27 protein-coding genes are annotated in these 24,660 nt (G+C 68.6%); 13 read left to right on the top strand and 14 right to left on the bottom strand.

Annotation, left to right across the window (positions count from 1 at the left end; genetic code table 11):
• Positions 1 to 35: 35 nt before the first annotated feature.
• Positions 36 to 1,430 (bottom strand): undecaprenyl-phosphate glucose phosphotransferase, encoded by a 1,395-nt coding sequence (locus ACQZ13_RS07480; protein WP_088403179.1) that lies wholly within the window; start codon positions 1,428 to 1,430, stop codon positions 36 to 38.
• A gap of 137 nt (positions 1,431 to 1,567) precedes the next feature.
• Between ACQZ13_RS07480 and ACQZ13_RS07485 the strand changes: the two genes are divergently transcribed.
• Together ACQZ13_RS07485 and ubiB are read left to right on the top strand one after the other, a co-directional pair.
• Positions 1,568 to 2,101 (top strand): hypothetical protein, encoded by a 534-nt coding sequence (locus tag ACQZ13_RS07485; RefSeq protein ID WP_431050668.1) that lies wholly within the window; start codon positions 1,568 to 1,570, stop codon positions 2,099 to 2,101.
• Between the two features lie 8 nt (positions 2,102 to 2,109).
• The gene (gene ubiB / locus ACQZ13_RS07490; RefSeq protein ID WP_431050670.1) at positions 2,110 to 3,663 is read left to right on the top strand and encodes a ubiquinone biosynthesis regulatory protein kinase UbiB; all 1,554 of its coding nucleotides are present in this window, start codon (positions 2,110 to 2,112) and stop codon (positions 3,661 to 3,663) included.
• Positions 3,664 to 3,777: 114 nt separating this feature from the next.
• On the opposite strand, the gene ACQZ13_RS07495 is transcribed toward ubiB, so the two are convergent.
• The 4 genes from ACQZ13_RS07495 to ACQZ13_RS07510 all read right to left on the bottom strand — a co-directional run bounded on the left by ACQZ13_RS07495 (position 3,778) and on the right by ACQZ13_RS07510 (position 6,754).
• Positions 3,778 to 4,536 (bottom strand): sigma-70 family RNA polymerase sigma factor, encoded by a 759-nt coding sequence (locus tag ACQZ13_RS07495; RefSeq protein ID WP_431050672.1) that lies wholly within the window; start codon positions 4,534 to 4,536, stop codon positions 3,778 to 3,780.
• Between the two features lie 148 nt (positions 4,537 to 4,684).
• On the bottom strand, positions 4,685 to 4,954 hold the full coding sequence (sctS, locus tag ACQZ13_RS07500; protein WP_431050674.1) for a type III secretion system export apparatus subunit SctS: 270 nt from the start codon (positions 4,952 to 4,954) through the stop codon (positions 4,685 to 4,687).
• Positions 4,955 to 4,964: 10 nt separating this feature from the next.
• Positions 4,965 to 5,669: a type III secretion system export apparatus subunit SctR gene (gene sctR / locus ACQZ13_RS07505; RefSeq protein ID WP_431050676.1), complete on the bottom strand. Its 705-nt coding sequence runs from the start codon at positions 5,667 to 5,669 to the stop codon at positions 4,965 to 4,967.
• The gene (locus tag ACQZ13_RS07510; protein WP_431050678.1) at positions 5,651 to 6,754 is read right to left on the bottom strand and encodes a FliM/FliN family flagellar motor switch protein; all 1,104 of its coding nucleotides are present in this window, start codon (positions 6,752 to 6,754) and stop codon (positions 5,651 to 5,653) included. The genes sctR and ACQZ13_RS07510 overlap by 19 nt, the downstream gene beginning before the upstream one ends.
• 131 nt (positions 6,755 to 6,885) lie before the next feature.
• On the opposite strand from ACQZ13_RS07510, the gene ACQZ13_RS07515 reads away from it, so the two are divergent.
• Genes ACQZ13_RS07515 through ACQZ13_RS07550 form a run of 8 tightly spaced genes read left to right on the top strand, consistent with a single transcriptional unit; the run spans position 6,886 to position 16,049 of the window.
• Positions 6,886 to 7,617 carry a hypothetical protein gene (locus ACQZ13_RS07515; RefSeq protein ID WP_431050680.1) on the top strand — a complete coding sequence of 244 codons (732 nt, stop codon included), beginning with the start codon at positions 6,886 to 6,888 and terminating at the stop codon, positions 7,615 to 7,617.
• Positions 7,614 to 7,826: a hypothetical protein gene (locus ACQZ13_RS07520; RefSeq protein ID WP_431050682.1), complete on the top strand. Its 213-nt coding sequence runs from the start codon at positions 7,614 to 7,616 to the stop codon at positions 7,824 to 7,826. The genes ACQZ13_RS07515 and ACQZ13_RS07520 overlap by 4 nt, the downstream gene beginning before the upstream one ends.
• Before the next feature lies 1 nt (position 7,827).
• A complete protein-coding gene (gene sctC / locus ACQZ13_RS07525) occupies positions 7,828 to 9,618 on the top strand; it encodes a type III secretion system outer membrane ring subunit SctC (RefSeq protein ID WP_431050684.1) in 1,791 nt (596 codons plus the stop codon).
• Between the two features lie 31 nt (positions 9,619 to 9,649).
• A complete protein-coding gene (locus tag ACQZ13_RS07530; protein WP_431050686.1) occupies positions 9,650 to 10,891 on the top strand; it encodes a hypothetical protein in 1,242 nt (413 codons plus the stop codon).
• A 58-nt stretch (positions 10,892 to 10,949) separates the two neighbouring features.
• Complete coding sequence (locus ACQZ13_RS07535; protein WP_431050688.1) at positions 10,950 to 13,103, top strand: FHIPEP family type III secretion protein; 2,154 nt, start codon at positions 10,950 to 10,952, stop codon at positions 13,101 to 13,103.
• A 1-nt stretch (position 13,104) separates the two neighbouring features.
• Positions 13,105 to 14,148: a hypothetical protein gene (locus ACQZ13_RS07540; protein WP_431050691.1), complete on the top strand. Its 1,044-nt coding sequence runs from the start codon at positions 13,105 to 13,107 to the stop codon at positions 14,146 to 14,148.
• Complete coding sequence (locus tag ACQZ13_RS07545) at positions 14,142 to 15,497, top strand: FliI/YscN family ATPase (RefSeq protein WP_431050693.1); 1,356 nt, start codon at positions 14,142 to 14,144, stop codon at positions 15,495 to 15,497. Before ACQZ13_RS07540 ends, ACQZ13_RS07545 begins: the two co-directional genes overlap by 7 nt.
• A gap of 51 nt (positions 15,498 to 15,548) precedes the next feature.
• Positions 15,549 to 16,049: a hypothetical protein gene (locus ACQZ13_RS07550; protein ID WP_431050695.1), complete on the top strand. Its 501-nt coding sequence runs from the start codon at positions 15,549 to 15,551 to the stop codon at positions 16,047 to 16,049.
• 87 nt (positions 16,050 to 16,136) lie between these two features.
• On the opposite strand, the gene ACQZ13_RS07555 is transcribed toward ACQZ13_RS07550, so the two are convergent.
• The 9 genes from ACQZ13_RS07555 to ACQZ13_RS07595 form a co-directional block, all read right to left on the bottom strand.
• Entirely contained in the window at positions 16,137 to 17,279 is a 1,143-nt protein-coding gene (locus ACQZ13_RS07555) for an EscU/YscU/HrcU family type III secretion system export apparatus switch protein (protein ID WP_431050697.1), read from the bottom strand.
• Positions 17,280 to 17,297: 18 nt separating this feature from the next.
• Complete coding sequence (locus ACQZ13_RS07560; protein ID WP_431050699.1) at positions 17,298 to 18,104, bottom strand: EscT/YscT/HrcT family type III secretion system export apparatus protein; 807 nt, start codon at positions 18,102 to 18,104, stop codon at positions 17,298 to 17,300.
• Positions 18,105 to 18,113: 9 nt separating this feature from the next.
• Positions 18,114 to 18,809, bottom strand: coding sequence for a GNAT family N-acetyltransferase (locus tag ACQZ13_RS07565; protein WP_431050701.1), 696 nt, complete (start codon positions 18,807 to 18,809; stop codon positions 18,114 to 18,116).
• Positions 18,806 to 19,531 carry a hypothetical protein gene (locus ACQZ13_RS07570; protein ID WP_431050703.1) on the bottom strand — a complete coding sequence of 242 codons (726 nt, stop codon included), beginning with the start codon at positions 19,529 to 19,531 and terminating at the stop codon, positions 18,806 to 18,808. Before ACQZ13_RS07570 ends, ACQZ13_RS07565 begins: the two co-directional genes overlap by 4 nt.
• Positions 19,528 to 20,343, bottom strand: coding sequence for a type III secretion system inner membrane ring lipoprotein SctJ (sctJ, locus tag ACQZ13_RS07575; protein ID WP_431050705.1), 816 nt, complete (start codon positions 20,341 to 20,343; stop codon positions 19,528 to 19,530). The genes ACQZ13_RS07570 and sctJ overlap by 4 nt, the downstream gene beginning before the upstream one ends.
• Positions 20,340 to 20,699, bottom strand: coding sequence for a hypothetical protein (locus ACQZ13_RS07580; protein ID WP_431050707.1), 360 nt, complete (start codon positions 20,697 to 20,699; stop codon positions 20,340 to 20,342). Before ACQZ13_RS07580 ends, sctJ begins: the two co-directional genes overlap by 4 nt.
• Positions 20,700 to 20,712: 13 nt before the next feature.
• A complete protein-coding gene (locus ACQZ13_RS07585; protein WP_431050709.1) occupies positions 20,713 to 21,249 on the bottom strand; it encodes a hypothetical protein in 537 nt (178 codons plus the stop codon).
• Between the two features lie 91 nt (positions 21,250 to 21,340).
• Positions 21,341 to 21,535 (bottom strand): hypothetical protein, encoded by a 195-nt coding sequence (locus tag ACQZ13_RS07590; protein WP_431050711.1) that lies wholly within the window; start codon positions 21,533 to 21,535, stop codon positions 21,341 to 21,343.
• A gap of 141 nt (positions 21,536 to 21,676) precedes the next feature.
• Positions 21,677 to 21,862 (bottom strand): hypothetical protein, encoded by a 186-nt coding sequence (locus ACQZ13_RS07595; protein ID WP_431050713.1) that lies wholly within the window; start codon positions 21,860 to 21,862, stop codon positions 21,677 to 21,679.
• Between the two features lie 198 nt (positions 21,863 to 22,060).
• On the opposite strand from ACQZ13_RS07595, the gene ACQZ13_RS07600 reads away from it, so the two are divergent.
• From ACQZ13_RS07600 to ACQZ13_RS07610, 3 genes are all read left to right on the top strand, one after another.
• Positions 22,061 to 23,506 (top strand): sodium:solute symporter family protein, encoded by a 1,446-nt coding sequence (locus ACQZ13_RS07600; protein WP_431050715.1) that lies wholly within the window; start codon positions 22,061 to 22,063, stop codon positions 23,504 to 23,506.
• A 61-nt stretch (positions 23,507 to 23,567) separates the two neighbouring features.
• Positions 23,568 to 23,924, top strand: a complete 357-nt coding sequence (locus ACQZ13_RS07605; RefSeq protein WP_431050717.1) for an FmdB family zinc ribbon protein — start codon at positions 23,568 to 23,570, stop codon at positions 23,922 to 23,924.
• A 21-nt stretch (positions 23,925 to 23,945) separates the two neighbouring features.
• Positions 23,946 to 24,620, top strand: a complete 675-nt coding sequence (locus ACQZ13_RS07610; RefSeq protein ID WP_431050719.1) for a DUF502 domain-containing protein — start codon at positions 23,946 to 23,948, stop codon at positions 24,618 to 24,620.
• Positions 24,621 to 24,660: the final 40 nt, after the last annotated feature.

A 24,660-nucleotide genomic window follows, 5' to 3' on the forward strand; every position in this document is an offset into this window, starting at 1 on the left:
GCGTGTCGCATGTCAGCATGTCTCGTCAGCATGTCTCAATAGGCGTGGCGGTCGAACAGCACCAGCCTCACGGTCCGCACGATGATCTGGAGGTCCAGGCCGAGCGACCAGTTGCGCAGGTATTCGAGATCGTATTCGACGCGCGCCTTCATCTTGTCCACGGTGTCGGTCTCGCCGCGCAGGCCGTTGACCTGCGCCCAGCCGGTGATGCCGGGCTTGACCTTGTGGCGCACCATGTAGGCCTTGATCAGCTGGCGGTATTCCTCGTTGTGCGCGACCGCGTGCGGGCGCGGGCCCACGATGCTCATGCGCCCCTGCAGCACGTTGAGGAACTGCGGCAGCTCGTCCAGCGAGGTCCGGCGGATGAAGGCGCCGAACGGCGTGATGCGCGGGTCGCCCTTGGTCGCCTGCTTGACGACGGCGCCGTTGTCCATCGAGCGCATCGAGCGGAACTTGTAGACGATGATCTCGTCGCCGTCCAGGCCGTTGCGGCGCTGCTTGAAGATCACCGGCCCGGGCGAGCTCATCTTCACGCCGATCGACAGGATCAGCAGGATCGGCGAGATCAGCACCAGGATCAGCGACGCCAGGATGATGTCGCTGATGCGCTTGACCACCTCGTTCACGCCGGTGAACGGCGTCTCCAGGATGCCCACCACCGGCACGCCGTTCACGTCCTGCAGCCGGCCCTGGATGATGCTGATGCCGAAGACGTCGGGGACGAAGAACAACGAGGCCGTCGTGCCCTGCAGCTGTTCCAGCAGGCGCAGGATGCGCGGCTGCGAGCCCAGCGGCAGCGTGATGTAGACCTCGCGCACGCCGTGCGTGCGGACGTAGTCGCTCAGTTGCGGCAGTGTGCCTAGCACCTTGCCCAGGCAGTCGGGGTGGAGCCGGTCGTCGGTGCGGTCCTCGAAGAAACCCAGGCAGTCGGCGCCGCCGACGGTGCCGAACTGCAGCGCCCGCGCGACCTTGGCGCCCAGCGGGCCCGCGCCGACGATGACCGCGGTGCGGCGGATCCACGGCTGGCGGGAGCGCCAGAGCAGCACGCGCCGGCCGATCTCGACCGCGACGATCTGCGCCAGCGGCGTGACCGCGGCCCACCACAGCAGCACCGGGCGCTCGAAGTAGTGGAAGCTGCTGGTCGCGTAGGCGAACATGCCCAGGATCAGCAGCAGCATCAGCCAGGAGCCGACGATGTCGGTGATCGCGCTGGCGGGATGGTCCGCGAAGCGGTTGCGCCCCGGGAAGGTCAGCGCGAACACCAGCATGCACAGCGTGTAGGTGGACCGCATCACCGGTTCACCGAACCAGGCCAGCAGCACCAGGTAGACCAGAACGATCAGCGTCGGTTCCAAGAAGGCCGCGATGAAGGATTGGACCGACTGCGGCGCGCTGTAGAAGGTTCTCTTGTAATTTCGGTCCTCAAACATCACCCAGTGGTCCTTCCCCGGCCTTAGCCGGAAATTCTCGCTCAAATCAACTCGCGGACTCGTAACCGGACCCCCTAGCTTTGTCACCGGTTCCGCCGCGCCCAGGTCGCCTGCGCGGCCTGCCTACAATCCGCCCCATGCTTCAAGAATGGTCCAAGCTCCTCGCCCCCGCGGTCCAGGATCGCATCACGCTGTTGCTCAACCATGTCATGTCCCGCGAGTCCGTCGCCACCGCGCGCCTGGCCCCGCATACGGGCAAGACGTTGCGACTGCGCCTGTCCGGCTGGCCGGCGATGCTGCCGGCCGCACCGGATCTGCGGTTGCGCATCACCCCGGCCGGTCTGCTCGAACGGATGGGCGACGAGGATGCCCCTAGGCAAGAACCGGACCTGCTCATCGAGCTGGACGCGTCCAACCCCGCCGCCGCCGCCTTCGCGGCGCTGTCCGGCGCTCGTCCGGACGTGCGCGTGCAGGGCGATGCGCAACTGGCCGGCGACTTCAATTGGCTGATCGATCACGTGCGCTGGGACATCGAGGACGACCTGGCGGCCATCACCGGTCCGGCCGTGGCGCATCAGCTCGGCCGTTTCGGCCGGGCCGCCGCCGCGGCGATGGCGACGCTGGCCCGCACGGCGGGCCGCTTCATGCCCGACGGCCAAGGCCGGGCATGAGGTCCTGAATGAGGTATCTGTCCCGCCTGCTGGTCATCGTCTGGACCCTGTATCGACATGGGCTGGACGAGCTGGCGCTCTCCACGCTCAAGCGCCGACGGTTCCGCTTCCTGCGCCGGCTGATCACGGTCGGCCGGGCCTGGGACCAACCCCGCGGCGCGCGCCTGCGGCTGGCGCTGGAGCGCCTGGGGCCGATCTTCGTCAAGTTCGGCCAGCTGCTGTCCACGCGCCGTGATCTGGTGCCGCCCGACATGCTCGAGGAGCTGTCGCGGCTGCAGGACAACGTGCCGCCGTTCCCCGCCGAGCTGTCGCGCGAGTTGATCGAACGCGCCTTCGGCCGCCGCATCGAGGAACTGTTCGCCACTTTCGACGCTGAGCCGGTGGCCAGCGCATCGATCGCGCAGGTGCACTTCGCGACACTGCATGACGGGCGTGAAGTCGCCGTCAAGGTGCTGCGGCCGGGCATGCTCGACATCATCGAGGACGACCTGGCGCTGATGCGCACGCTGGCGGGCTGGGTGGAGCGTTTCTCCGCCGACGGCCGACGGCTCAAGCCGCGCGAGGTCGTGTCGGAGTTCAACACCTACCTGCACGACGAGCTGGATCTGGTGCGCGAGGCCGCCAACGCGGCCCAACTCCGCCGCAACATGCAGGACCTGCAGCTGGTGATGGTCCCGGAGATGATCTGGGAGCTCTGTCGCAGCGAGGTCATCGTGATGGAGCGCATGCGCGGCGTGCCGATCTCGCAGCTGGAGCGCCTGCGCGAGGCCGGCGTCGACATCAAGAAGCTGGCCCGCGACGGCGTCACGATCTTCTTCACGCAGGTGTTCCGCGACGGTTTCTTCCATGCCGACATGCATCCGGGGAACATCCAGGTCAGCCTGGATCCGCACACCTTCGGTCGCTACATCGCGCTGGATTTCGGGATCATCGGCACGCTGACCGAGGTCGACAAGGATTACCTGGCGCAGAACTTCATCGCCTTCTTCCGGCGTGATTACAAGCGCGTTGCCGAGTTGCACATCGAATCGGGCTGGGTGCCGCCGGAGACCCGCGTCGATGAACTCGAAGGCGCGGTGCGCACCGTCTGCGAGCCGCACTTCGACAAGCCGTTGAAGGACATTTCTCTCGGCCAGGTGCTGATGAGGCTGTTTCAGATCTCGCGCAGATTTAACGTGGAGATTCAGCCCCAGCTGGTTTTGCTGCAAAAAACGCTGCTCAACATTGAAGGATTGGGCAGGCAGCTCGATCCGGAACTGGATCTCTGGGCCACGGCCAAGCCCTTCCTCGAGCGCTGGATGGATGAGCAGATCGGCTGGCGCGCCTTCCTTCGCCAGTTGAAGAAGGAGGCACCGCGCTTCGCGCAGATGGTGCCGGAGTTCCCGCGGCTGATGCATGAGGTGCTGCGCCAGCGCGCCGACGACGGCCATGCCGACCTGACCCGCCAGCTGCTGGTGGAGCAGCGCCGCACCAACCATCTGCTGCAGGCACTGCTGTGGGGCGTCGGTGGCTTCATGCTGGCCCTGGTGCTGACCCAGCTCGCGCTGCGCTGGATCGACTGAGTCCGGCGACGCCAAGACGAAAGCCGCCCCTTTTCGAGGGGCGGCGAGCGCGTCGGATGGCGCTCCCTCGCGGGGCGTCGCGTCACGGAAGGTGAGGGCGACGCCGGCGCGGGGTCAGGTCGCGTAGTCCGCGAAGCCCTGCTTGAGTCGCGAGCGCAGCAGCGTACGCATCCGATTCACGCGCGAGCGCACGGTGCCGATCGGGATCGCCTGGATCTCGGCGACGTCGCGGTAGGACTCCTCCTGCAGGCAGGCCAGGTCGAAGGTCCCGCGCAGATCGGCGGAGAGGCCCGACAGGGTGACGTCGACGATGCCGGCCAACTGGCGGTAGGCCACCTGCTGGCTCACGTCCATCGACGAGTCGCGCGGACGGTGGGCCGATTCGGAGTCCATCATGTGCGGGGACTCGTCCAGGCTTTCCATCTGACCGCTGCGCTTGGAGCATCGCGCCACGTGGTTGCGCGCGACGTTGGCGGCGATCCCGAAGAACCAGGTCTCCACCGACGAGCGAGCCTGGAAGCGATCGGCACAGCGCGTGGCCTCGAGCATCGCATCCTGGATGATGTCGTCGAGCTCGCCCGGCGAGCGCTCGTAGCGACGCAGGAAACGCTTGAGCTTGCTGGAGTCGCTGCGCGAGTCCCGCGCGATCTTCACGATGTGCGTCAGCACCAGCTGCTGGCGCTCGCGCACGAGTTCGGGATCCACCGGTTCTATGGGCTCGATCGGCCCGGTGATCGCCTCAATTGCCGCCTCGGCGTCGTCGGGCGCGAGCTCAAGCTCGAGGGTGAGCTCCGGCGTGAGGTCCGTGGTCGTTGCGGGCTCTTGCGAGTGGGCGTCGCCCGTGTGGCCCATGGCTTCGGTGGTGTGGTTCATAGACAGACTCGAAGAAGGTCCGGGTCCCCGTTCGGCTCGGTCTCGGGCGCGCGCCCGACGGGGATCTTCCGGAGCCGGGGGCTCCCTAGGACTGAGGAGAGGTCGCGCCGCGCCGGGCGCGTGACAGGAAAGTGGAGCGGTGCGGAGGTCACGGCCGACCTCCGAAGGTGACGAGCGCCGCCAGGGCCTGGTCGCCGAGCGCCAGCAGCTGCAGCGCCATCCAGCGGCCGGTCACCGCCAGCACCAGGCCGACGGCGAACAGCTTCACCGCGAAGGGAATGCTCTGGTCCTGCATCGACAGCACCGTCTGGACCAGCGAGACCAGCACGCCCGCCAGCACCGCGACGATCAGCGGCGGCAGCGAGAGCCAGATCACCATGAGCAGGCCCTTCTGGAAGAACGCGATGGTTTCGATCACGACGCGGTCCTCAGGCGTAGGAACGGACAAGGCCGTCGAAGAGTCGCGTCCAGCCGTCGAGCAGCACGAACAGCAGGATCTTGAGCGGCAGCGAGACCACCATCGGCGACACCATCTGCATGCCCAGCGCGAGCAGCAGGTTGGACAGCAGCAGGTCGATGACGACGAAGGGGACGTAGAGCACGAAGCCCGCTTTCAGCGCCAGCTCCAGCTCGCTGACCACGAAGCAGGGGATCAGGACGACGTAGTCGCTGTCCTGCGGCGCCGCCAGGCGGCCGCCCCATTGCTGGCGGGCCAGGTCGACGAATTTCTGCCGCTTCTCCGGCAGGGTGTTGGCCAGCATGAAGCCGCGCATCGGCTCGAAGGCGTGAGCCAGATCGCTCATGCCCAGGCTGGCGCCCTTGGAACGAGGGGGCGCCTGTGCCGGCGACGATTGGCCCGACAGGCCGGGGAGATCCATGGGCAGCCGCGACACCACCTCGTTGAGCACCGGGGCCATCACGAATAGCGTGGCGGCGAGCGCCATGCCGTTGAGGGCCATCGTCGGCGGGACCTGTTGCACGCCCAGCGCGTTGCGCACGATCATCAGCACCACGGAGATCTTCAGATAACTCGTCGTGCAGACCAGCAGCAGCGGCAGCAGCGTCAGGCCCGCCAGCAGGAACGCCAGCGAGAGGGGGTCGAAGCCGCCGGCGTTCACCGCGGAGTCCCCCACTGCAGGATCTCGACGGCCAACCGGCCTTCGACTTCAACCAGTTGTCCCGCGCCGAGTTCGGTGCCGTGCGCGACGATGCGGACTGTCGCCGGGGTCAGCGCCTCCAAGGGGACGATCTGGCCGGCGGCAAGCGCGCTCAGTTCGCCGACGGTCATGGCGACGCGGCCAACGATGAAGTCCAGGTCTACGGTCAGGGCATCCACGTTGCGGGGCTCCGTTGGGGGTGAAAAGGCATGAAGGGAATTGGACGGCGAGCCCCCCTCTGAGCCCCATCCCTGGAACTCGCGTGTGAGGTGGTCAACCTGACCTAAATGAATCAGTCGCCCTGCAGAAACGAGGCATAACGGGCCGTTTTGGGCTGGCCCCTCGGAGGGAAGCCAGAAGGCATCGCCCGTCCGGATCGCCAGCAGTCGCGCGCGCCGCACCGGGAGACGGGCCAGCCAGAGCCCGGCCGTCAGTGCGATCTCCGCGACGGCGCCCGGCATCGGGCCGGGTGCGGGAAGCGTCTTCCAGCCCGGCGCCATCGCCCAGGCCAGCAGGGTGCGGCGCGAGGCACCGATCGGTACGACATGTCGGGTGCCGTCCTGACTGACGAGCGTCAAGACAGCGGCGATGCGCCGATCCGTTCCAGGTCCTGATGGACTTGCGTCCTGGGTGTCGCGCAGTGGCGTCGGAACTTCGCCCATCGCGCGTGCCAGCGCCGGACTCCACGCGGCGCAGGCCAGGCGCAAGAGGCCGTCCCTCACGCGTCCGTCCCCGTGAGCAGGCAGGTGCACCCCGGTCGCGATCGTGACCAAGGTGTCGTCTTCGAGGAGGAGGATCCCGTGCGGGATGCCGAGCGTCGGACCGTCCCGGGTGGCCTCGGCGGGCAGGTCTTCGCGGGCGGGGGCGAGCGCCAGTTCGAAGGAGGTCCAGGGTGAATCCGCGTCGTCGACGATCCAGACGACGCCGCATTGAAGTCGCTGTCGGAGCCGGAAGTCCTCGACGTCCCGCTTGGGCAACTGAAGCGGTGAAGGAGATGCACGCGCAGTCGCTGACAAGGCGGCGTTGCGGACGACGGGTTTGGCAATCGGATCGACGAGCATCGGAGCAGGCCACCGGGAGCGCCGGTGGTGAAGGAAGGGGTGGTCGTCAGTGCGATGTCAAAGGCATGCCGTTCTCGGGGTGGCGCGCCGTCCCAGGAACTGCGTCGGGTTGTTCGCGTACTAGAGCCCGAATGAATCCCGCCTGGATCTCCCAACGCCTGCCGCTCAGCGGTCTCTCCCTGCGCATCGACGATGCCGACGAGGGCGAGGCGTCGCCTGTCGTGCTGAGGCGCGAATCGCTGTCGGTCGTGCGTTCGGCGGGCGATTTGGTCCGGGCCGCCAGATCGGCCTGTGCGGCTCGACTGCAAGCCGCGCGCGGGCGCGAGCGCCGCTGGCGGCTGCACGCGCGCGACCGTTGCACGGCGGCGCTCTCGCACGAAGTGGAAGAACTCAGGCGCGTGGCGCTCGCGGACGCGGCGCGGATCGCGAGCGCGATGCGACAGGATCGCGAACGGCTGCTCGCCGCCTCTGAATCTCTGTTGATCGAGATCGCGCAACAGGCGGCCCGACGATTGCTGCTCGACCTTCCCGCGGAGGCCGTGTCGCGGTCCAGTGCGCGCCTGTTGCGTGACGAATGGCGCGCGATGCGCGGCGAAGGTGATGCCCGATTGCGCGTGCCGACTGACGAAGCGGAGGCCTTGGCGGACATCGCGGCCGATGCCGGTTGGACGTTGGTGCCCGACGCTCTGCTGGCTCGAGGTCAATGCGTGCTGGACCACCGCGCCGGCAGCCTCCACGCCCACTACGGGGAGAACGTCCGGGCGCTGCTCGACGCGTTGCCGGGACCGGTCTCCATGCCGCCGCCTGCCTGTTCTCCCGTTCCCTGCTTTCCTCCACCCGCTCCCCAGGAGATCTCCGCATGACCCCGCTCACTCCCTTCACCTTCCGTCTGATGCGGATCAGCATGGCGAACTTGCGCCGGCTGCAGGAAGAAATGAATCGCCTCCGCCCCGGAGAGGTGGCTCGGGCGATGTCCATCAAGCGCCGGCTACAAACGGAGATTGCGACGTTGAAGACGGGTGTCCAGCTTCATCGGAGCATCGAACGCAAGATCCTCAGCGAGCAGCGCTGACATGAGACGGGCCGCCGCGCTGATGAGGGCTTCGCTGCGTGCGGTGCTTTGTACCGTGGCGTTGTCGGGGCCGATCGGCCCGGCGATCACGGAAGCGGTCGCTGTGGCGCCGGCTGCGTGGCGGGACACGCTCTACAGCTACCGTGCCGACGAGGAACTCACGCTGACGCAAGTCCTTGACCGCTTCTCGTCGACGCTGGGCCTCGAGGTGAAGCTCGCCGACCCCGCGCTGGGGCGGCGCAAGTTGAAGCTCAGCGGCAAGGGCGCCTCGCCGGCGGTATTCCTGGATCGACTGGGCGATTCACTGGGGCTGGACTGGTTCATCTATCAGGGCGTTCTGCACGTCTCGGCGCGGTCGGCCGCGACCAGCGATCGGATCCCGCTCGGTCCGCAGAGCCCATCCGATGCCAAGGACGCGCTGGTCGGCATCGGGTTGTTCGAAAGCCGTTTCGGCTGGGGTGAATTCGACTCCGACCCGCCCACCGTGCTGGTGTCCGGTCCGCCTGCCTACGTCAGCCTGATCCGCCGGATGCTCGCGGTGCCTGAGGACAAGGCACCGCGGCGGGAGCGCCCTCGCATGATGGTGTTCCGTCTGAAGCATGCCTCCGCCGCAGACCGGGAAATGAGAACTCGCGATCGCGTCGTCACGGTGCCCGGCCTGGTGACGACGCTGAATCAGGTCTTGCCGAACGCCCGTTCCGTCAGCCTCCAGGCTCATTCGCCCAACGCCCGCGAAGGGGCGACAACGTCGTCGCTGTCCGGCGCCCAGGACCCATGGGCGGTGCTGGCGCGGGAGATGGCCGGCGGCGACTCCGCCGGCGACGCCGCGATGGCGGGCATCCCGGCCGCGCGGCTACCCCTGGCATCGTCGACGGACGGCAGTGCGCCCAAACGCGGCCCCGCCTCGATGGCGACGTCGCTGGCGTCGGAATCGTCAGGACAGTTCCGGCGGTCAGGGCGCGGTAACGATGCGGAGGAGCCCGAATTCGTGCCCTCGATCGCCGCCTATACGCCACTCAACGCGGTCCTGGTCTGGGACCTGCCGTCACATCGCGATGATTACCGCGAGCTCATTGATGCGCTCGACGTTCCCAGCCGGCTCATCGAAATCAACGTGACCATCCTCGACGTCAGCGCGGATGCGTTGCGCGATTGGTCGGTCGACCTCCAAGCAGGATCGGGCGCGGCACGGGTGTCTTTGGACGCGGGCGGGAGCCTCGGCGCGACCTCCGGCGATACCGGCGTCAAGGGATCGACCATGGTGCTCTGGGCTTCGAACCGGCTCGAGTTGCGCGTGCGTGCGCTGGAATCGCGCGGGCAGGCGCAGGTGCTGTCGCGCCCGTCGATCCTGACCTTGAACAACGTGGGCGCGTTGCTCGACATGAACCAGTCGGCCTATGTGAAGCTGGTTGGCGAACGCAGCACGGACCTGCGCACGATCACGGCCGGCACCCTGCTCAAGGTGACGCCCAGCATCGTCGGGGACGACGCCGGCGGCGCGGATCAAGGCATACGCGTCACCCTGGACATCGAGGACGGTCAGTTGACGAATGCCAAGACCGATCAGGGTACGCCCAGCGTCGGCAACAGCGCGGTCAGCACCGAGGCGGTGGTGAAGCCGGGCGAATCGCTGGTCGTCGGCGGCTACCGGCGGCAGGACCGCCAGATCACCAACTCCCGTGTGCCGGGCCTGTCCTCGATCCCCTTGATCGGCGCGCTGTTCCGCAGCGACAGCGCCGTGAACAGCGAGCGCGAGCGTCTCTTCATCCTGACGGCGCGCGCACTGCCCTGAACGTCTTCCCATCCCTTCTCATTCGCCTGCCATGACCACGATCAGCTCCCGACCCGGCAATGTCCTCTTCGAATCCGGACAGGATGCGATCCCCAAGGGCAAGGCAGCCGACGCGCAGGCGTACCGGCCATTGCCACCGCAGCCCCCGATCCGCCCGCCCGAGTCGTCGACGGCCGATCTGGCGCAGATCGCCGAGCGCCGCGCTGCCCTGCGGGCGGCGGTCGAGGTGGTGGAGAACTCCGGCGGACTCGGGGCCAGCGCGGAGGAAATCACCTTCGGCACCAGTGAGCGTGCCGAGCTCGAAACACACGACGAGTCCCGAGACGCGCGCGAACGCAAGGAGGATCGCGTCGAGGCGCTGATGCGCATCGACGCGATTCACTCAATGATGAGGCAGCTCTCCGGCGAACAGGGGTTCGCATCGATCCGGCAGCGCGCGGAGCGTTTCGCGTCCTTGTGGGCGCAGGGCAGGTCGCAGCAGGCGATGGAAGAACTGGATGCCGGCATCCTGGCCGCGGCGGAGCGGGAAGCCCTGCTGCATCTGGCGCTGCGCAAGCTGCCGCCGGGCGCGGATGTCGGGGCGTTGAACGCCCTGTTGGAGGAGGCGGATCGCGACCCGGACGGCACGGTGCGGCAACTGATGCGCACGACGGTGCCGACGACCACTTCCACGACGGCCTCGGCCGACTTCGCGCCGGACTCGTCGCTGCTCGCGGCGCTGCAGTCTCCGCCGTCGCCCAAGCTGGTCCTGGAAGCCGCCAGCGGCCTGGGCCGCGACGGACTCGGTCGATTGGAAGCCATGGCGGTGCCTCGGGGGCGCGTCGACGCGCGCCGCTCGCGCGGCGCGGAAGTGTTCCTGTCGCTGACCTTGCTGCGCATGATCCAGCAGGTCCGCCAGGTCGAGCAGTCCGGCGTCCGAATGATGAAAGCCGGAGCTGCTGCCGGACCGTGCCCCGGTGCCGACAATGCGGAAGAGATCCGCAAGACGGCACGCTGGCTGCTCGAGACGACCTTCGCGCCCGCGCCGCAGGCTGTGCTCGGGCGCATGGGGACTGTGTTGAAGGTCAGCGGCGACGCGCTGGCGAGCGTGCGTCGGCAGATGCAGCGCGAATTGCATCAACTGCCGGGAGGCGTTTGGCTGAACGCGGAAACCAAGCAGGTCGTGAGCAACGAGTTGAAGAATGCCAACACGGCTGACCTGGAGCGACGCGGCTTGCTCCTGCGTGCCGGCCTGGGCATGAGAACGGATCGGCCGGCCGCGCCGGCGGCATGACAAGCCTGCAAATTCAGGTGGCGAACCTCGCATGAGCGCGCCCGACTGAGCATTCACCATGCCCTTGCCACCTCCTTCCAGCGCGCCCCAAGGCGCCACCCGCGCCACTTCCGCAGGCGCGATCCTGTCGCCGGCGCAGGCCCTCGCCCGGCAGATCGCGCCGCGCGGCGAACGGGCGGAGATCGTCGTCACGGCACTGGTCGTCGCCGTGGTGTTCGCGATGCTGCTCCCGGTGCCCACCTGGCTGCTGGACCTGCTGATCGCGATCAACCTGTGCGTGTCGGCCTTCCTGATCGTGCTGGTGATGCAGGTGAAGCAGACGACCGGGCTGTCGGCGTTCCCGTCGCTGTTCCTGGTCACCACGCTGTTCCGCGTGGCGCTCAGCGTGGCCAGCACGCGGCAGATCCTGCTCAACGCGGAAGCCGGTCACATCATCGCGGCCTTCGGCGAGATCGTCGTCGGCGGCAACCTGGTGGTCGGCCTGGTCGTCTTCCTGGTCCTGACGGTGGTGCAGTTCATCGTGATCACCAAGGGCTCGGAACGGGTGGCCGAGGTCAGCGCGCGCTTCTCGCTCGATGCGATGCCGGGGCGGCAGATGGCCATCGACATGGAGCGCAAGGCGGGTGGCATCACGCAGGACGAGGCCAAGGCGCAACGGGATGCGTTGACCGAGGAAAGCCAGTTCTTCGGCGCCATGGACGGCACGATGAAGTTCGCCAAGGGCGACGCCATCGTCGGCATCGTCATCGTGCTGGTGAACCTGCTCGGCGGCCTGTCGGTGGGCGTGCTCCAGCGGGGCCTGCCCGCCGCGGACGCGCTGCAGGTCTACGCGATCCTGACCATCGGCGATGGGCTCGTGGCGCAGATCCCGGCACTGCTGATGTCGATGACCGCCGGTCTGCTGGTCACGCGGGTGTCCAAGCCCACGGGAGGCCGGGCGATCGGCAACGAACTGACTGCGCAGCTGCTGCACCAGCCCAAGGCCTGGGTGACGGCCAGCGGCGCCATGCTGGCCTTCGGTCTGCTACCCGGCATGCCGCTGCTGGCATTCGCCGGCCTGGCGACCGGGTCCGCCGCCGTCGGTCTGACGATGATGCATCGCAAGCTGAAGACGGAACGCGAGGAGACACTGCAGCGAGAGGCCGCCGTGGAAGCCCTGCGCGATTTCGATCTGGTGCGCCCCTTTGCGCTGCGGGTCAGCAGTCGCGTCGACCCCGAGCGCGCCCAGCGCGCGCTCAACCTGTGCCGACAGGTCCGCAATCGCCTGGTGCGTCGTCTGGCGCTGGTGACCCCTGCGATCGAATTCGACTCGGACGTGGACCTCGATCACACCGACCTGGAGTTCTGCCACGGCGAAGTGCCGGTGTTTTCGATGCGACTGCACGAGGACCTGCTCACCTGCACCTGGACGCGAGGCGATGCGATCGAACTCGGGCTGCCGGCGGAGCAGATCGAGTCGCGCGGCGGACTCGCCTGCGCGCCGCGTGTCTGGCTGCCCGAGGCGCAGGCGCTGGCGCTGAACCCGCGGCCGACGGACTTGCGCAACTGCTGGGACCGCCTGGACGAACTTTGCGAGGAAACGCTGTTGCGCGTCGGCGCGATGTATTTCGGCATGGAGGAGACCCAGAAGATCTCCGCCTGGTGCAGCCGCAAGACGCCGGAGGTGGCCAAGGAACTGGAGCGGGCCGTCCCGGCCAGCCGCATGGCCGAGGTACTGCGTCGGCTGCTCACCGAAAACGTCAGCATCCGCAACCTGCCGATGATCATCAATGCGCTGATCGATTGGGGGCCGCGCGAACGCGATCCCTCGGTCCTCACGGAATGCGTGCGGGCGGCGTTGCAGCGCGAGATCTGCGATGCCCACGCGGTACGCAAGGAGCTGCGCGCGCTCATGTTCGACAGCGAACTCGAGGCGCAGATCCGGGCCGCCATTCGGCAGACCGCCTACGGCGATTTCCTTGCGCTCGACGCCGACCTGACCGATGCGATCCTCGACGAGACCGCTGCGGCGTATCTGGCGACCCACGAGGGCGGGCGCCTGGTCATGATCTGCGCCCAGGATGTGCGCCCGCATATCCGCAAATTGCTGGCCGACCGCATTCCGCCGCTGGCCGTGATCGGCATGTCCGAACTGCCGCCGGACTTCCGCGTCAACGTGCGCTCCGTGATCAGCGTCCCGTTGGATGGTCGCGCCTTGCCGGAGATGTACTGACATGGAGGCTGGCATCCTGGCGTCGGATGACCTGGAACTGCGCGTCCTGAGCGGACTGCAGTCTGGCGCCGCGCTGCCGCTGCAAGACGCGCTCGCGGTGGGAGCCGGCGACGACGCCGATCTGCTGCTGCTGGGCGACGGCGGCACGCCCGCGCGGCTGCTCGTACGCCTGGCGCCCGACGGCGGCGTGACGCTGGAGCCGCTGGAGGCGGGTGTCGTCCTGGCTGACGGAACCGCGCTTTCTGCCGGCACGTCGACCGCGCTGCAACCCGGAGAGGCTTTTCGTACGGGCGACGCGTGGCTGGTCGTGCGCCCGTCGTCCGACGCCTGGGACGCATGGACGCCACCCAGGCTGGATGCGGCCATGGCGGCGACGACAGCGCCTTCCCCGGGGGACGGCGTCCAGACGCCTATTGCCGCCGACCCCATCATGGTGGCGGACGTCCGCACATCCAGGAAGGTTCCCAGCCCCCGGTCCCCCTCGGCGCCGCGCCCGATGCGCGCCTTGGGCAGCGTGATCGTGGCGGCCGGGCTGCTGTCCACGATGCTGGGCGTGGCCGCACTTGTACGACAGGCCGCGGAAGGGGAAGTCGCGGCAGGGCAGGACGGCGCCGCCGGGACGAAGCCGGACCTCCGCCCGCGTGGAGGGAGTCGTGCGGCCTCGTCGACGACCACTGCCGCCGCGCCTGCGGCGTCCGCTGATGTGCCGCCTGCCGTGGCGAGCGCCGCGAAGGCCGTTCCGGGGAGCGTCCCCGCGCCGTCCGACGCGGCTTCGACGCGAGCGCCAGCGATCGAGGTGATTCGCGGCGCAACTTCCGACCGCAGCGGAGGGCACGACCGTCTGCTGGTGAACGTACCGGGCGACGGCATCGTGATCCTGCCGTTCGACATCCAGGAGGTGCTGCTCGGTTCCCATAGCCAGGTGACGCTGACGGACGGGCGCCGGCTCGAACCTGGCGATCGCGCTGGCGACTGGCGGCTCGCCGAGATCCGGCCGGGCGCGCTGGTTTTCGACGGTCCCCGCAAGGTGCAGGTCGGATGGTGACGCCGCATGACATCGCCGCCCGCGAAGCGCCCCGCATCGCCGCCGCGATGGCGGGCGTGCCGCTGACCCGCCAGTTGGGCCGGGTGCATCGCGTGCTGGGCATGCTGATCGAAGGCACGGTGCCGGGGGCCAGCATCGGCGAACTCTGCGAGGTCTATCACCCGGAAGATCCCGCCAGGATCTGGCGCTGCGAGGTGGTCGGCTTCACCGGCGCCAACGTGCTGCTGTCGTCGTTGATGGCGCTCGAGGGCATCTCGGGCGGCTGTGTGATCCGGCCGCTTCGGACCGTCCATCATGTGGCCGTGGGCCGACCCTTGCTGGGGCGGATCCTCGACGGCTTCGGCGATCCGCTGGACGACGGTCCGCCGCTGCGCGCCGGCGTGGACGGCCTGGAACTCCGCCGCGTCATCGCGGACGCGCCGCCGCCGGTGGAGCGGTGGCGCATCAAGGACCGGTTTCCCACCGGCGTGCGCAGTCTCGACACGCTGCTGACGATCGGGCAGGGGCAGCGGGTGGGGCTGTTCGCCGGGCCTGGCTGCGGCAAGACCACGCTGATGGCGGCGGTGGGCCGCGGCAGCCCGGCCGACGCGATCGTGGTCGGGCTGATCGGCGAGCGGGGGCGCGAGGTCCGCGAGTTCACCGAACATGAGTTCGATCCCGCCCTGATGGCGCGCACGGTGATCGTCTGTGCCACTTCGGACCGCACCTCCATCGAACGCGTGCGTGCCGCGTTCACCGCCACGGCGATCGCCGAGGGCTTGCGCGACCAGGGCCTGAACGTGCTGCTGATGGTGGACTCGCTGACCCGCCTGGCCCGCGCGCAACGCGAGATCGGCCTGGCCGCCGGCGAAGCGCCTGCGCGCGCCGGCTTCCCGCCGTCGGTCTACGCGCTCCTGCCGCGGCTCATCGAGCGCGCGGGCAACGCCGCCGGCGGGTCCATCACGGCGCTCTATACCGTGCTGCTGGAAGGCGAACTCCGGTCGGATCCGATCAGCGAGGAGGCGGTCTCGCTCCTGGACGGCCACATCGTGCTGTCGCGCAAGCTGGCCGAGCAGGGGCAATACCCGGCGGTCGACGTGCTGGCCAGTCTGAGCCGGGTGATGTCGAACATCGTGCCCCGGGAACACGGTCGCGCAGCCAACCGGATCCGGCAGGTGCTGTCCGGCTACCGCGACATGGAGCTGATGGTGCGGCTGGGCGAGTATCGGCCCGGTCTGGATGCGGAGACCGACCGCATCGTCGCGGACTATCCCAAGGTCATCGACTTCCTGCGCCAGGACACTCGCACGCCTGTGCCGTTGGAAGACAGTCTGGCGCGGCTCAACGCGCTGACCGCGGGCGTGGTGTGAACCTGCGGGTCGTCCGTTGCGGATCCTCGGTGAGCGCGCGGTGAGTGCGTCATGACCGCCGCATCGTGGCATTCCAATCCTGACGCCCGTCCGGAGCCGCCACGGGCGCCGCACGAGTTCGAGACTCCCGCACCGCCCGACCCCCGGATTCCCGGCGTGCGCCGCATCGGCGCGCTGGCGAGCCGCCGCGCGACATTGGCCGAGGCCGAACTGGCGCGCGCCCAGAGGGCCAGCGAGGAGGCGGCGCAGGCCCTGAGCGACGCGGAGCAGGCGCTGAGCGAATGCATCGCCGATGTCGCCGCGCAGCGCGACGCCTTGCGGGCGGCCTGTCAGGCGGAGCCCGGGGGCGCGCCGGTGCTGCGCCGCTGGCGTCAGGACGATCAGGCGCAGATCGACCGGATCGCGCCGGCCCGTCAGTCGGTGGTCGATCGCCAGAACGTGCGCGACGCCGCCGAACTGGCGCTGGGCGAGGCGTCCGCCAGACACCGGGCCCTGGCCAGACGCCGCGAGAAGTACATCTTGCTGGAAGAGGAACTCCGCGACGGTGCCTGACCGTGCACGACCGCGCGGAATCACGCGGGATTACGCGGGATTACGCGGGCTTGCGCGGGATTGCGCGGCGCCGTCGACGCGCCGGGTTCAGGCGAGATCCAGCATCTCCTGTCCGATCTCGTCGTCCACCGACGCCAGGTCCAGGTGCAGTTCGTCGTCGCCCGGCCGCAGTGTGGGCCGCAGCAGTTCCGGCGCCTGCTTCTCATACTCCTCGATCACGCGCAGCAGCAGCGCCACCGCGCGGAAGGTGTGTTCCGGCACCGGTTGGCCGACTTCGCCGGCAGCGAGCAGATGCCGCGCGAGCCCCACGTAGCGGACGACCGGGATGCCGTTCTCACGCGCTTGGCGACGCATCGCCAGCGCTTCCTCGTCGCTGCGCTTGTCCAGGATCAACGGCATCTCGGTGATCTCGACGTCGTAGAACAGCGCGACCGCGACGTGTTCCGGATTGACCACCACCGCGCTGGGCCGCCGCTGCGCGGGGCCCTCGTCGGACATGACGATCTCCTTGGCGATCTGCTTGCGCGTGCCCTTGAGCATCGGGTCGCCTTCGTTCTGCTTGTGGTCGCGGCGCACCTCGCTGATGTCCATGCGCAGTTGGCGGTAGATCAGATAGCGCTGCAGCAGGATGTCCGTGACGATGAGCACCACCAGCACGACGATGCACTGACGCTCCAGACCCTTGAGCATTGCCAGGGACAGCGACCACCCCTGGGCGGCGCCGACCCGGAAGCTCTGCGCGATGTCGGGCAACTCGGCGTGGATCTTCAGCCACACCACCGTCAGCAGCGTGAGGCTGCGCACCGGCCCGAGCACGGCCATGACGAGTTTCTGGCCGGAGATCAGGCCCTTCAGGTTGTTGCCGGGGTTGAGCTTGTCGAAACCCTTGCCGAGCGCCTTCCCGGCGATGTTGAAGCGGGTCTGGGCCAGGGTGCCCAGCACGGCCACGAGCGCCGGCAGGATCGCGAGCACCAGCAGCGCGATCAGCACCGGGACGAAGGAGGACCAGCTCATCGCGAGGCCGGCGTCCATCGGCCGCGCGGTCTGGCGCAGCCCCGCCTCCAGCAGCCCGTCGACCAAGCCGCGCCACAGCGGTTCGGTAGCGAAGGCGACTTCCGCCATCAACATCAGACGCAGGATCTTCAGCGAGTCCTGACTGACGCCGACTTGCCCGTCCTGGCGTGCCTGGCGCTTCTTGGACTCGGTCGGCGGGAGGTTCTTCTCGGACATCGACAGGGCCTCGACCGGTCAGCGCGAGACCGGTAGCGAGAGGCCGAGCGTCTCCAGCATGCCCTCCTGCCACCAGCGCAGCGAGTCGTCGACGACCTTGTCGAACAGGGGCACCGCGATCAAGGCCAGGATGAGCAGCGCCGAGATCGACTTCACCGCCATCGCGGACGCGTAGACGTCGAAGCCCTGGACGGCCGTGCTCGCGATGGCCAGCCCCAGCTCGATCATGAGCAGCAGCAGCAGGGGCGGGCCGGCCAGCAGCAGCGCCTGGGTCAGCGTGCCGGCCAACGCCTGGAGCAGCCCACTCTGATGTGCCGCGTCTAGCGCAGGGAACAGATCCAGCATCGGCCACTGCGCGTGGCTGACCGACAGCGAGGTGAAGGTCGCCTGCAGCAGGCCCAGGTCCACGAGCAGTGCGATCAGCGCGCGCTCGGACAGTTCGCCCAGCAGGGTGGCGTCCGCCTGGAGTGCGGGGTTGACCTGTTGCGCGGCGTTGGCGCCGCGCTGGTTGTCGATCAATGTGCCCATGCCCCGCACGGCCCAGAAAGGGATCGCCGCGAGCATGCCCAGCACGCTGCCGATCAGGCCCTCCTTGAGTGCCAGCAGGACGAGCGCCTCGGGCGGCGGCGGTGAGGCCATGAATACGGGCCAGACCTGGAAGGCGGCTGGCAGCGACAGCGCCAGACAGAGCGCCCCTCGCACGGCGGCGGTGGTCTGCTGGCGCGTCAGGAAGGGCAGGAAGGCGATCATGCCGCCCACGCGGGCCATCGACAGGGCCATGACCTGTCCGACCACGAACAGCGACTGCGGCGATCCGAGCGACATGGCGCGGCCTCAGGCGAGCGCCGGCTGGGCGGCGGAGGCGGTGGCGATCGTTGCCGCGTCGGCGACAGCGGGCGTCAGGCGCGCCTCCCGGGCGCGTTCGAGACGGGCATGGCGACGATCCAGCCGGGTCATGTGGGCGAGCCAGGCGGGATCGTCGAGGCGGCAGCCCCAGACCTCGAGGTCGAAGCGCAGACCGCCGTAATCGACGACCGCAGGCATCAACGCCCAGCGTTCGAGCCGGCAGGCGCGGACCAGCGAGAGACTGCGCCGGTTGCTGCCCAGGATCCAGCAGGTGACGGTGTCGAAACCGTAGCGGCGGCACTCCTTGAAGACGCCGCGGACCATGCGCATGGCGATGCCGCTGCCGTGCCACGCCTCGGCCACGTAAAGCCAGAGGTCGCCGACGCTGCGGCAGGCCTCGGGCGCCCAGACGATGGCGCGCATGTGGGCCCAGGCGATCGGGGCGCCGTCCGGCGCGGCCATCACCCAGACCGGCCAACCCTTGCGGCGGCCCTGCGCGATGATGGCCTGCATCTCCTGCGCGGTGCCGTTCGCCAGCGTCGGCGAGTGGCCGCCGCCGGCGACGGACTCGTTGTAGATGCGGATCAGGTGCTCCGCGTCGGAGGCGCGCGCCTGACGCCACATCAGCGAGGTGACGTCCTGCGGCGACTGCGCGGCGGAGCGCGTTGGTGTCGATGTGCTCATGGTGTGACGGCAGTGAGGTCCGGCCCGGCGGCGCCGTTGCGCCAGATGCGCCAGGCCTGGCGCCGCAGCGCGGCGGCGGAGTCGGGGATGTGCGGTGCCGCGGCGGCCGCGCGCAGGTGACCGGGGTCGCATCGCAGACGCAGTCGCGACCAGGCACCCGGCAAGGCGTCCTCGATCAGGCGACCCATCAGCGGCAGCGCCCAGCGACGCAACGCGTCGTCCGACGCGCCCATGGGCGGCGCTGCGCCTTCGGGACGCAAGGGGCGAGCCTTCGCCTGCCGCAGCGCGTCGCGCCACATCGACGCGTCGCTGCGTTGCGGGGAGAACAGGTCGGCCAGATCTCGATGCGCGCCGGCCAGGCAGTGGCTGGCGTGGGCCACGCGACCCAGCGCCAGGGCGGCACGGTCCAGCGCGTCGCCGTCCAGTGGCAGATGGGCCGGCAGCGCCGCGAGGCGATCCATCGGCAGATGCAGGTCGGCGTCGATGTCGAAGCGGTCGCAGAACCAGCGATAGGCAAGTCGGAGCGACGGGCCCGGCGAGCGGAAGCGCTCGAGCCAGGATGCCGCCTCCGTGCTGTCGTCATCGGCGGCGTCGCCGGCGGGTTCGAGCCACCCGGGATGCATCTGACACCAAGGCTCGTACCAGAACGCCAGCCAGCCGGCCCTCGACAGGGGGGAACTTGCAAGCAGCTCCTCTTCGCAAGGGGCGGCGGTGGCCGTCATGGCTGGGCGGAGCCTGGCAACGGATCCGTGTCCGACAGACCCAGCGGATCGTCGCGGGTGGACGTCGTCGAGACGGCACTGCGACGGCGCTGCCACAGCAGCCAGCCCAGGGGAACGCCGACGCCCAGCACGACTGCCAGCGCGCCGGTCACCCATCCCGCCATCGCGTTCATGCCGATTCCGGCGTCGCGACCGACCGTCGTCGCGGTGGCGGCGATCTGCTCGGCCGGCACGAACACGACAGCCACCTTCTCGGGGGCGTCGGCCAGACCGGGGATGCTCGTCACGACCAGCTTGCGGATACGCGGTTCGTAGGCGGCGGTGTTCCAGCCCGCCACATGTTTGATCAGGATGGAGCAGGACGACGGCAGCACCGGCTCGCCGGGCACGACGCGCTCCGGCAGGACCGGATGCACGCGCGCGAGCACCACCCCGTCGATCTGGGACAGCGTGCTCTCGAGCTCCTGGGCCAGCGCCGAGAGGAAGCGGGCGCGCTCCTCCGTCGGCGTCGAGATCATGCCGTCCTTCTTGAAGATGTCGCCCATGCGCGTGAACGAACTGCGCGGCAGGCCGGCCGCCTGGAGGATCGCGACGGCCGAGGCGAAACGGTCCTGCGGCACGCGCACCGCGAAGAGCTGCTTGCCGCCTGCCACCTTGGACGCGTCGAGGCCGTGGCGGTCGAGTTCCGCAGTGATCTCGTTGGCGTCCCTCTCGTTCAACCCCGTGTAGAGGTCGATGGCGCCGGAGCAGCCGACGAGCAGCACCGCCAGCGACAGCGAGGCGAGCAGAAGGCGGGCGGCGCGGGGCATCATGCGGCCGTCGCGATCTCTTTGATCGTGGAACCGATCTTCCCCAGGGCCTTGGCGGCCAGGGTGGAGCGGTAGTCCAGTTCCTGCACGGCCATGGCGAGTTTCGGCGCGTACGCCGCATCGCCCGTGGCCTGCATCAGTCGCTGCAGGCGGCGCACCTCGGCGCTGGCCTCGTTGGTCGGCGCCATCAGGAGGCGGACGTCTGCCTCAGGGTCCCGCGCCTGGGCCAGGGCGGGCGACAGCGGCCGGTCGATGCGTGCTACCCGTGCGACCGCCTGTTCGAAGCGGGTGCCCGCGGCGGAACGCGTCGGGAGGTTGACGGCATCGACGCTGCGGCCGGATTGGATGGGGGCGGTCATGGCGGTCTCCGGATCAGTCCTGGCGCATCGCCTGATCGAGATCGATCATCACGATGCGCTTGGCGGTGTCGAGCAGGTCCTGCATGAACGGCGTTTCAGCCGGCAGGGCGCTGAAGCTGGATTCGATGGTCTGGTGCAGTTCGCCGCCCTCCGCCAGCCCCATCTTGACGGCGGTCTTGTACAGCGACATGGCACGGGCCATCGTGGCGACTTCCTCTTCGGAGGCGTCCTGCGAGGCGAGCGCGAGCACGGCGGGATCGGGTTCGAGGTCGGCGAGGCCTTCCTGTCTGGCCAGATCCAGCGCCGATTGCATGTCGAAATCGGACGGCGTGCGGTCCTGGGCGGAACGGATGGCCTGGACGATGCGGCCGGTGGCCTGGTCGAGGATGCGTTCCTCGCGTTCGTCGGGCGGCGCCGACTGCTCGGCGAAAGTGGTCCAGCTGCCCGCGCTCGTGGGGGCGGCGAAGATGGTGGGGTGCTTGTCCATGAAAGCGGCGATGCAGGCGCGCTTGTGCAGGACATGATCCGGGGCGGTGGCAAGTTCGATCATGGCGCTGGAGGGATGAAGGGCGGTGCGTCGCACCGCGGAAGCGGGCGGCGCCCTTGGACGCCGCCCGGACGGTTGTCGTCGATTCAGGCCGTCACCAGCCGAACCGCCCGAAGCCGCCCCCGAAGCCGCCCCCGAAGCCGCGCATGCCCATGCCCATGCCCATGCCCATGCCGCTCAGCATGCTGCAGCAGCAGTTGCTCATGAACATGCCCATCATGTTCGACATGAAGCCTGAGCCCGAGTTGAAGAAACTGCCCGGCTGCATCAAGGATTGCATGCGGTTCATGCCTTGATTCAAGCCGTCGATCTGGCCTTGGAGATTGGCCACTTGAACTTGCGAAGATGTAGCTCCCATATGAAGCTCCTTTTAGGTGGGTGATCGCGGGGAATGCCCCCGCGCGGAAGCGGCTGCGTCGGGCAGCCGGAATCAGAGTCGGATGGAGTTCTTGACGATGTCCACCTTGGCGGTGACGAGCTCGTTGCTGGTTTGCTGGATAAGGTTCTGGAACTGGTCCTTCTGCTTCTCCATGCTCAGCAGCGTGGTTTGCGCCTGGATCTGATCGGCCTGTGCCTGCGCTGCGAAAGTCAGTCCGTCGTTGATGCCTGATGACATTGAATGTTCCTTTCGATTCGATAGCGCTTGAGGCGCTGAAACGATCAGTAGCGGCGCTCCACAGTCGGGTTCTCGTGGGCGGGAGGACCCTCGGCAGCAAACCTTGAGGTTCCGGGGATAATTCGCGCGCTTTTTTGTGTGCGGACTCCCGCGTTCTTGCGTCCCCGCCGTCCTCGCCATTCCCCAAGGCCCGCTGCCATGCTCCTGACCCTGGTCATCCTTTACCTGCTCGTCACCATTGCGATCGGCCTGTGGGCCGCCCGGCGGGTGAAGAACACCGCGGACTTCGCCATCGCCGGCCGGCATCTGCCGCTGGTGATGATCATCACGACGACCTTCGCGACGTGGTTCGGCTCGGAGACCGTGCTCGGGATCCCCGCCAAGTTCGTGCAGACGGGCCTGAACGGCGTCGTCGAGGATCCGTTCGGCGCGGGCTCGTGCCTGATCCTGGTGGGCCTGTTCTTCGCGGCCAAGCTCTACAAGATGACGCTGCTGACGATCAGCGACTACTACCGCGAGCGCTACGGCCGCGTGGTCGAGGTGGTCTGCAGCTTCATCATCATCCTGTCCTACCTCGGCTGGGTGGCGGCGCAGGTCACGGCGCTGGGCCTGGTGTTCAAGCTGCTGTCGGGCGGCGCGATCAGCATCCCCGTGGGCATGATGATCGGCACCGCGTCCATCCTGGCCTACACGCTGTTCGGCGGCATGTGGTCGGTGGCCGTGACCGACTTCATCCAGATGATCATCCTGGTTGTCGGCCTGTCCCTCATCGCGTGGTTCGCGGCCGACATGGCCGGCGGTGCCGACAAGGTCATCACGCTGGCCAGCAGCCAGGACATGTTCCGCTTCCTGCCCGAGCCGAGCTTCCACGACATCGTGTTCTTCCTCGGCGCGGCCGTGACCATGATGCTGGGCTCGATCCCGCAGCAGGACGTGTTCCAGCGCGTGATGTCCGCCAAGGACATCAAGGCCGCCACGCGCGGTCCGGTCATCGGCGGCATCTGCTACATCCTGTTCGCCTTCGTGCCGATGTTCATCGTCGTCAGCGCGCTGATCATCATGCCGGAGGCCGCCAAGCAGCTGATCGCCGAGGATCCGCAGCAGGTCATCCCGCGCCTGGTGATGGACCGCATGCCCTTCATCATGCAGGTGATCTTCTTCGGCGCGCTGCTGTCGGCGCTGAAGTCCACCGCCTCGGCCACGCTGCTGGCGCCGTCGGTGACCTTCGTCGAGAACATCTGGCGCCAGTTCTTCCCGCGTGTCTCCGACAAGCAGGAACTGCGCACCATGCGCATCGCGGTGCTGCTGTTCTCGGTCTGCGTCTGCGGCTACGCGATCGCGCTGCAGGGCACCTCGATCTACGAGATGGTCTCCGGCGCCTACCAGGTGACGTTGGTCGGCGCCTTCGTCCCGCTGGTCTTCGGCCTGTACTGGAAGCGCGCCACGACGCAGGGCGCGATCTTCGCGATCGTGCTGGGCGTGGTCGCCTGGCTGCTGTTCCTGCTGACGCCGGCCGGCGAGCAGTTCCCGGCGCAGCTCGCCGGCCTGCTGGCGGGCATCGTCGGCATGCTGATCGGGTCGCTGGGACCGCAGGCGATCCGGAACTCGCACGGATCGCACCATCGCCTGGCCGGCGGGGCCTGAGCCCGGCCCCCGCGGCGCTCTCTATATAATTTCGGGTTTTGACCCGGTAGTCCCCACCCCCATGCCGATCTACGCTTACCGCTGCGGCGCCTGCGGCCACGCCAAAGACGTGCTGCAGAAGCTGTCCGACGCCCCGCTGACCGTCTGCCCCGCCTGTGGCGCGGAGAGCTTCTCGAAGCAGGTGACCGCCGCCGGCTTCCAGCTGAAGGGCTCGGGCTGGTACGCGACCGACTTCCGCGGCGGCTCGACCGCGGCCGCGGCGACTTCCGTCGCCGCGCCGGCCGCCGGGGCCGACGGCTCGTCGAGCGCGGGCGGCTCGTCCGCCTCCGCGGCGTCTTCCGGTTCTTCCGAATCGTCTTCCGGCTCGTCGGCCTCCTCCTCGGGCACGGCCTGCGGCGGCTCCTGCGCCTGCCACTGATCCCCAGGCCCGGACCCAGGCATGCGCAAGTACATCATCACCGGCCTGCTGGTCTGGCTCCCGCTCGCGATCACCGTCTGGGTGCTGCTGTGGGTGCTCGGCATGATCGACGGCGTCTTCGTCTGGCTGCTCTCGGCCGTCGGCGCCGTGCTGCCGCTGGCCGCCCAGCAGTCGCTGCGCCAGCTGCACGACATCCCCGGCCTCGGGGTGGTCGTCATGGTCGCGCTGCTGATGCTGACCGGCATGTTCGTGGCGAACATCTTCGGCCAGTGGTGGCTGCGCCAGTGGGACAAGCTGCTCTACAAGATCCCCATCGTCAAGAGCATCTACAGCTCGGTCAAGCAGGTCTCGGACACGCTGTTCTCGTCCAGCGGCAACGCCTTCCGCGAGGCGGTGCTGGTGCCGTATCCGCACCAGGGGTCCTGGACCATCGCCTTCGTCACCGGCACGCCGCGCGGCGAGGTCGCCCAGCAGCTGGGCGCGCTCAGCGGCGCCGAGGCCGACGAGCACGTCGCCCTGTACGTGCCGACGACGCCCAACCCCACCTCCGGCTTCTTCCTGATGATGCCCCGGGCGCAGTTGCGGCCTTTGGCGATGAGCGTCGACGAAGCGCTCAAATACATCATCTCGATGGGCGTGGTCGCGCCTCAAGGGGATCCCGCGATCGTCCTGCCGAGCGAAGCCGCCCGAAATTGACCGGGCTGAGCGCCCCGGCAAGCGCTCAGTCCTGAGGGTC

It is taken from the genome of Roseateles sp. L2-2, assembly GCF_050613215.1.
GTDB classification, from domain to species: Bacteria; Pseudomonadota; Gammaproteobacteria; order Burkholderiales; family Burkholderiaceae_C; genus Roseateles; species Roseateles noduli.

Excerpts from the sequence above, each read along its gene's own strand:
- ACQZ13_RS07480 (WP_088403179.1), bottom strand. The coding sequence starts at position 1,430 with ATGTTTGAGGACCGAAATTACAAGAGAACCTTCTACAGCGCGCCGCAG.
- ACQZ13_RS07485 (WP_431050668.1), top strand. The coding sequence starts at position 1,568 with ATGCTTCAAGAATGGTCCAAGCTCCTCGCCCCCGCGGTCCAGGATCGC.
- ubiB (WP_431050670.1), top strand. The coding sequence starts at position 2,110 with ATGAGGTATCTGTCCCGCCTGCTGGTCATCGTCTGGACCCTGTATCGA.
- ACQZ13_RS07495 (WP_431050672.1), bottom strand. The coding sequence starts at position 4,536 with ATGAACCACACCACCGAAGCCATGGGCCACACGGGCGACGCCCACTCG.
- ACQZ13_RS07510 (WP_431050678.1), bottom strand. The coding sequence starts at position 6,754 with ATGCTCGTCGATCCGATTGCCAAACCCGTCGTCCGCAACGCCGCCTTG.
- ACQZ13_RS07515 (WP_431050680.1), top strand. The coding sequence starts at position 6,886 with ATGAATCCCGCCTGGATCTCCCAACGCCTGCCGCTCAGCGGTCTCTCC.
- ACQZ13_RS07520 (WP_431050682.1), top strand. The coding sequence starts at position 7,614 with ATGACCCCGCTCACTCCCTTCACCTTCCGTCTGATGCGGATCAGCATG.
- sctC (WP_431050684.1), top strand. The coding sequence starts at position 7,828 with ATGAGACGGGCCGCCGCGCTGATGAGGGCTTCGCTGCGTGCGGTGCTT.
- ACQZ13_RS07530 (WP_431050686.1), top strand. The coding sequence starts at position 9,650 with ATGACCACGATCAGCTCCCGACCCGGCAATGTCCTCTTCGAATCCGGA.
- ACQZ13_RS07535 (WP_431050688.1), top strand. The coding sequence starts at position 10,950 with ATGCCCTTGCCACCTCCTTCCAGCGCGCCCCAAGGCGCCACCCGCGCC.
- ACQZ13_RS07540 (WP_431050691.1), top strand. The coding sequence starts at position 13,105 with ATGGAGGCTGGCATCCTGGCGTCGGATGACCTGGAACTGCGCGTCCTG.
- ACQZ13_RS07545 (WP_431050693.1), top strand. The coding sequence starts at position 14,142 with ATGGTGACGCCGCATGACATCGCCGCCCGCGAAGCGCCCCGCATCGCC.
- ACQZ13_RS07550 (WP_431050695.1), top strand. The coding sequence starts at position 15,549 with ATGACCGCCGCATCGTGGCATTCCAATCCTGACGCCCGTCCGGAGCCG.
- ACQZ13_RS07555 (WP_431050697.1), bottom strand. The coding sequence starts at position 17,279 with ATGTCCGAGAAGAACCTCCCGCCGACCGAGTCCAAGAAGCGCCAGGCA.
- ACQZ13_RS07560 (WP_431050699.1), bottom strand. The coding sequence starts at position 18,104 with ATGTCGCTCGGATCGCCGCAGTCGCTGTTCGTGGTCGGACAGGTCATG.
- ACQZ13_RS07565 (WP_431050701.1), bottom strand. The coding sequence starts at position 18,809 with ATGAGCACATCGACACCAACGCGCTCCGCCGCGCAGTCGCCGCAGGAC.
- ACQZ13_RS07570 (WP_431050703.1), bottom strand. The coding sequence starts at position 19,531 with ATGACGGCCACCGCCGCCCCTTGCGAAGAGGAGCTGCTTGCAAGTTCC.
- sctJ (WP_431050705.1), bottom strand. The coding sequence starts at position 20,343 with ATGATGCCCCGCGCCGCCCGCCTTCTGCTCGCCTCGCTGTCGCTGGCG.
- ACQZ13_RS07580 (WP_431050707.1), bottom strand. The coding sequence starts at position 20,699 with ATGACCGCCCCCATCCAATCCGGCCGCAGCGTCGATGCCGTCAACCTC.
- ACQZ13_RS07585 (WP_431050709.1), bottom strand. The coding sequence starts at position 21,249 with ATGATCGAACTTGCCACCGCCCCGGATCATGTCCTGCACAAGCGCGCC.
- ACQZ13_RS07590 (WP_431050711.1), bottom strand. The coding sequence starts at position 21,535 with ATGAACCGCATGCAATCCTTGATGCAGCCGGGCAGTTTCTTCAACTCG.
- ACQZ13_RS07595 (WP_431050713.1), bottom strand. The coding sequence starts at position 21,862 with ATGTCATCAGGCATCAACGACGGACTGACTTTCGCAGCGCAGGCACAG.
- ACQZ13_RS07600 (WP_431050715.1), top strand. The coding sequence starts at position 22,061 with ATGCTCCTGACCCTGGTCATCCTTTACCTGCTCGTCACCATTGCGATC.
- ACQZ13_RS07605 (WP_431050717.1), top strand. The coding sequence starts at position 23,568 with ATGCCGATCTACGCTTACCGCTGCGGCGCCTGCGGCCACGCCAAAGAC.
- ACQZ13_RS07610 (WP_431050719.1), top strand. The coding sequence starts at position 23,946 with ATGCGCAAGTACATCATCACCGGCCTGCTGGTCTGGCTCCCGCTCGCG.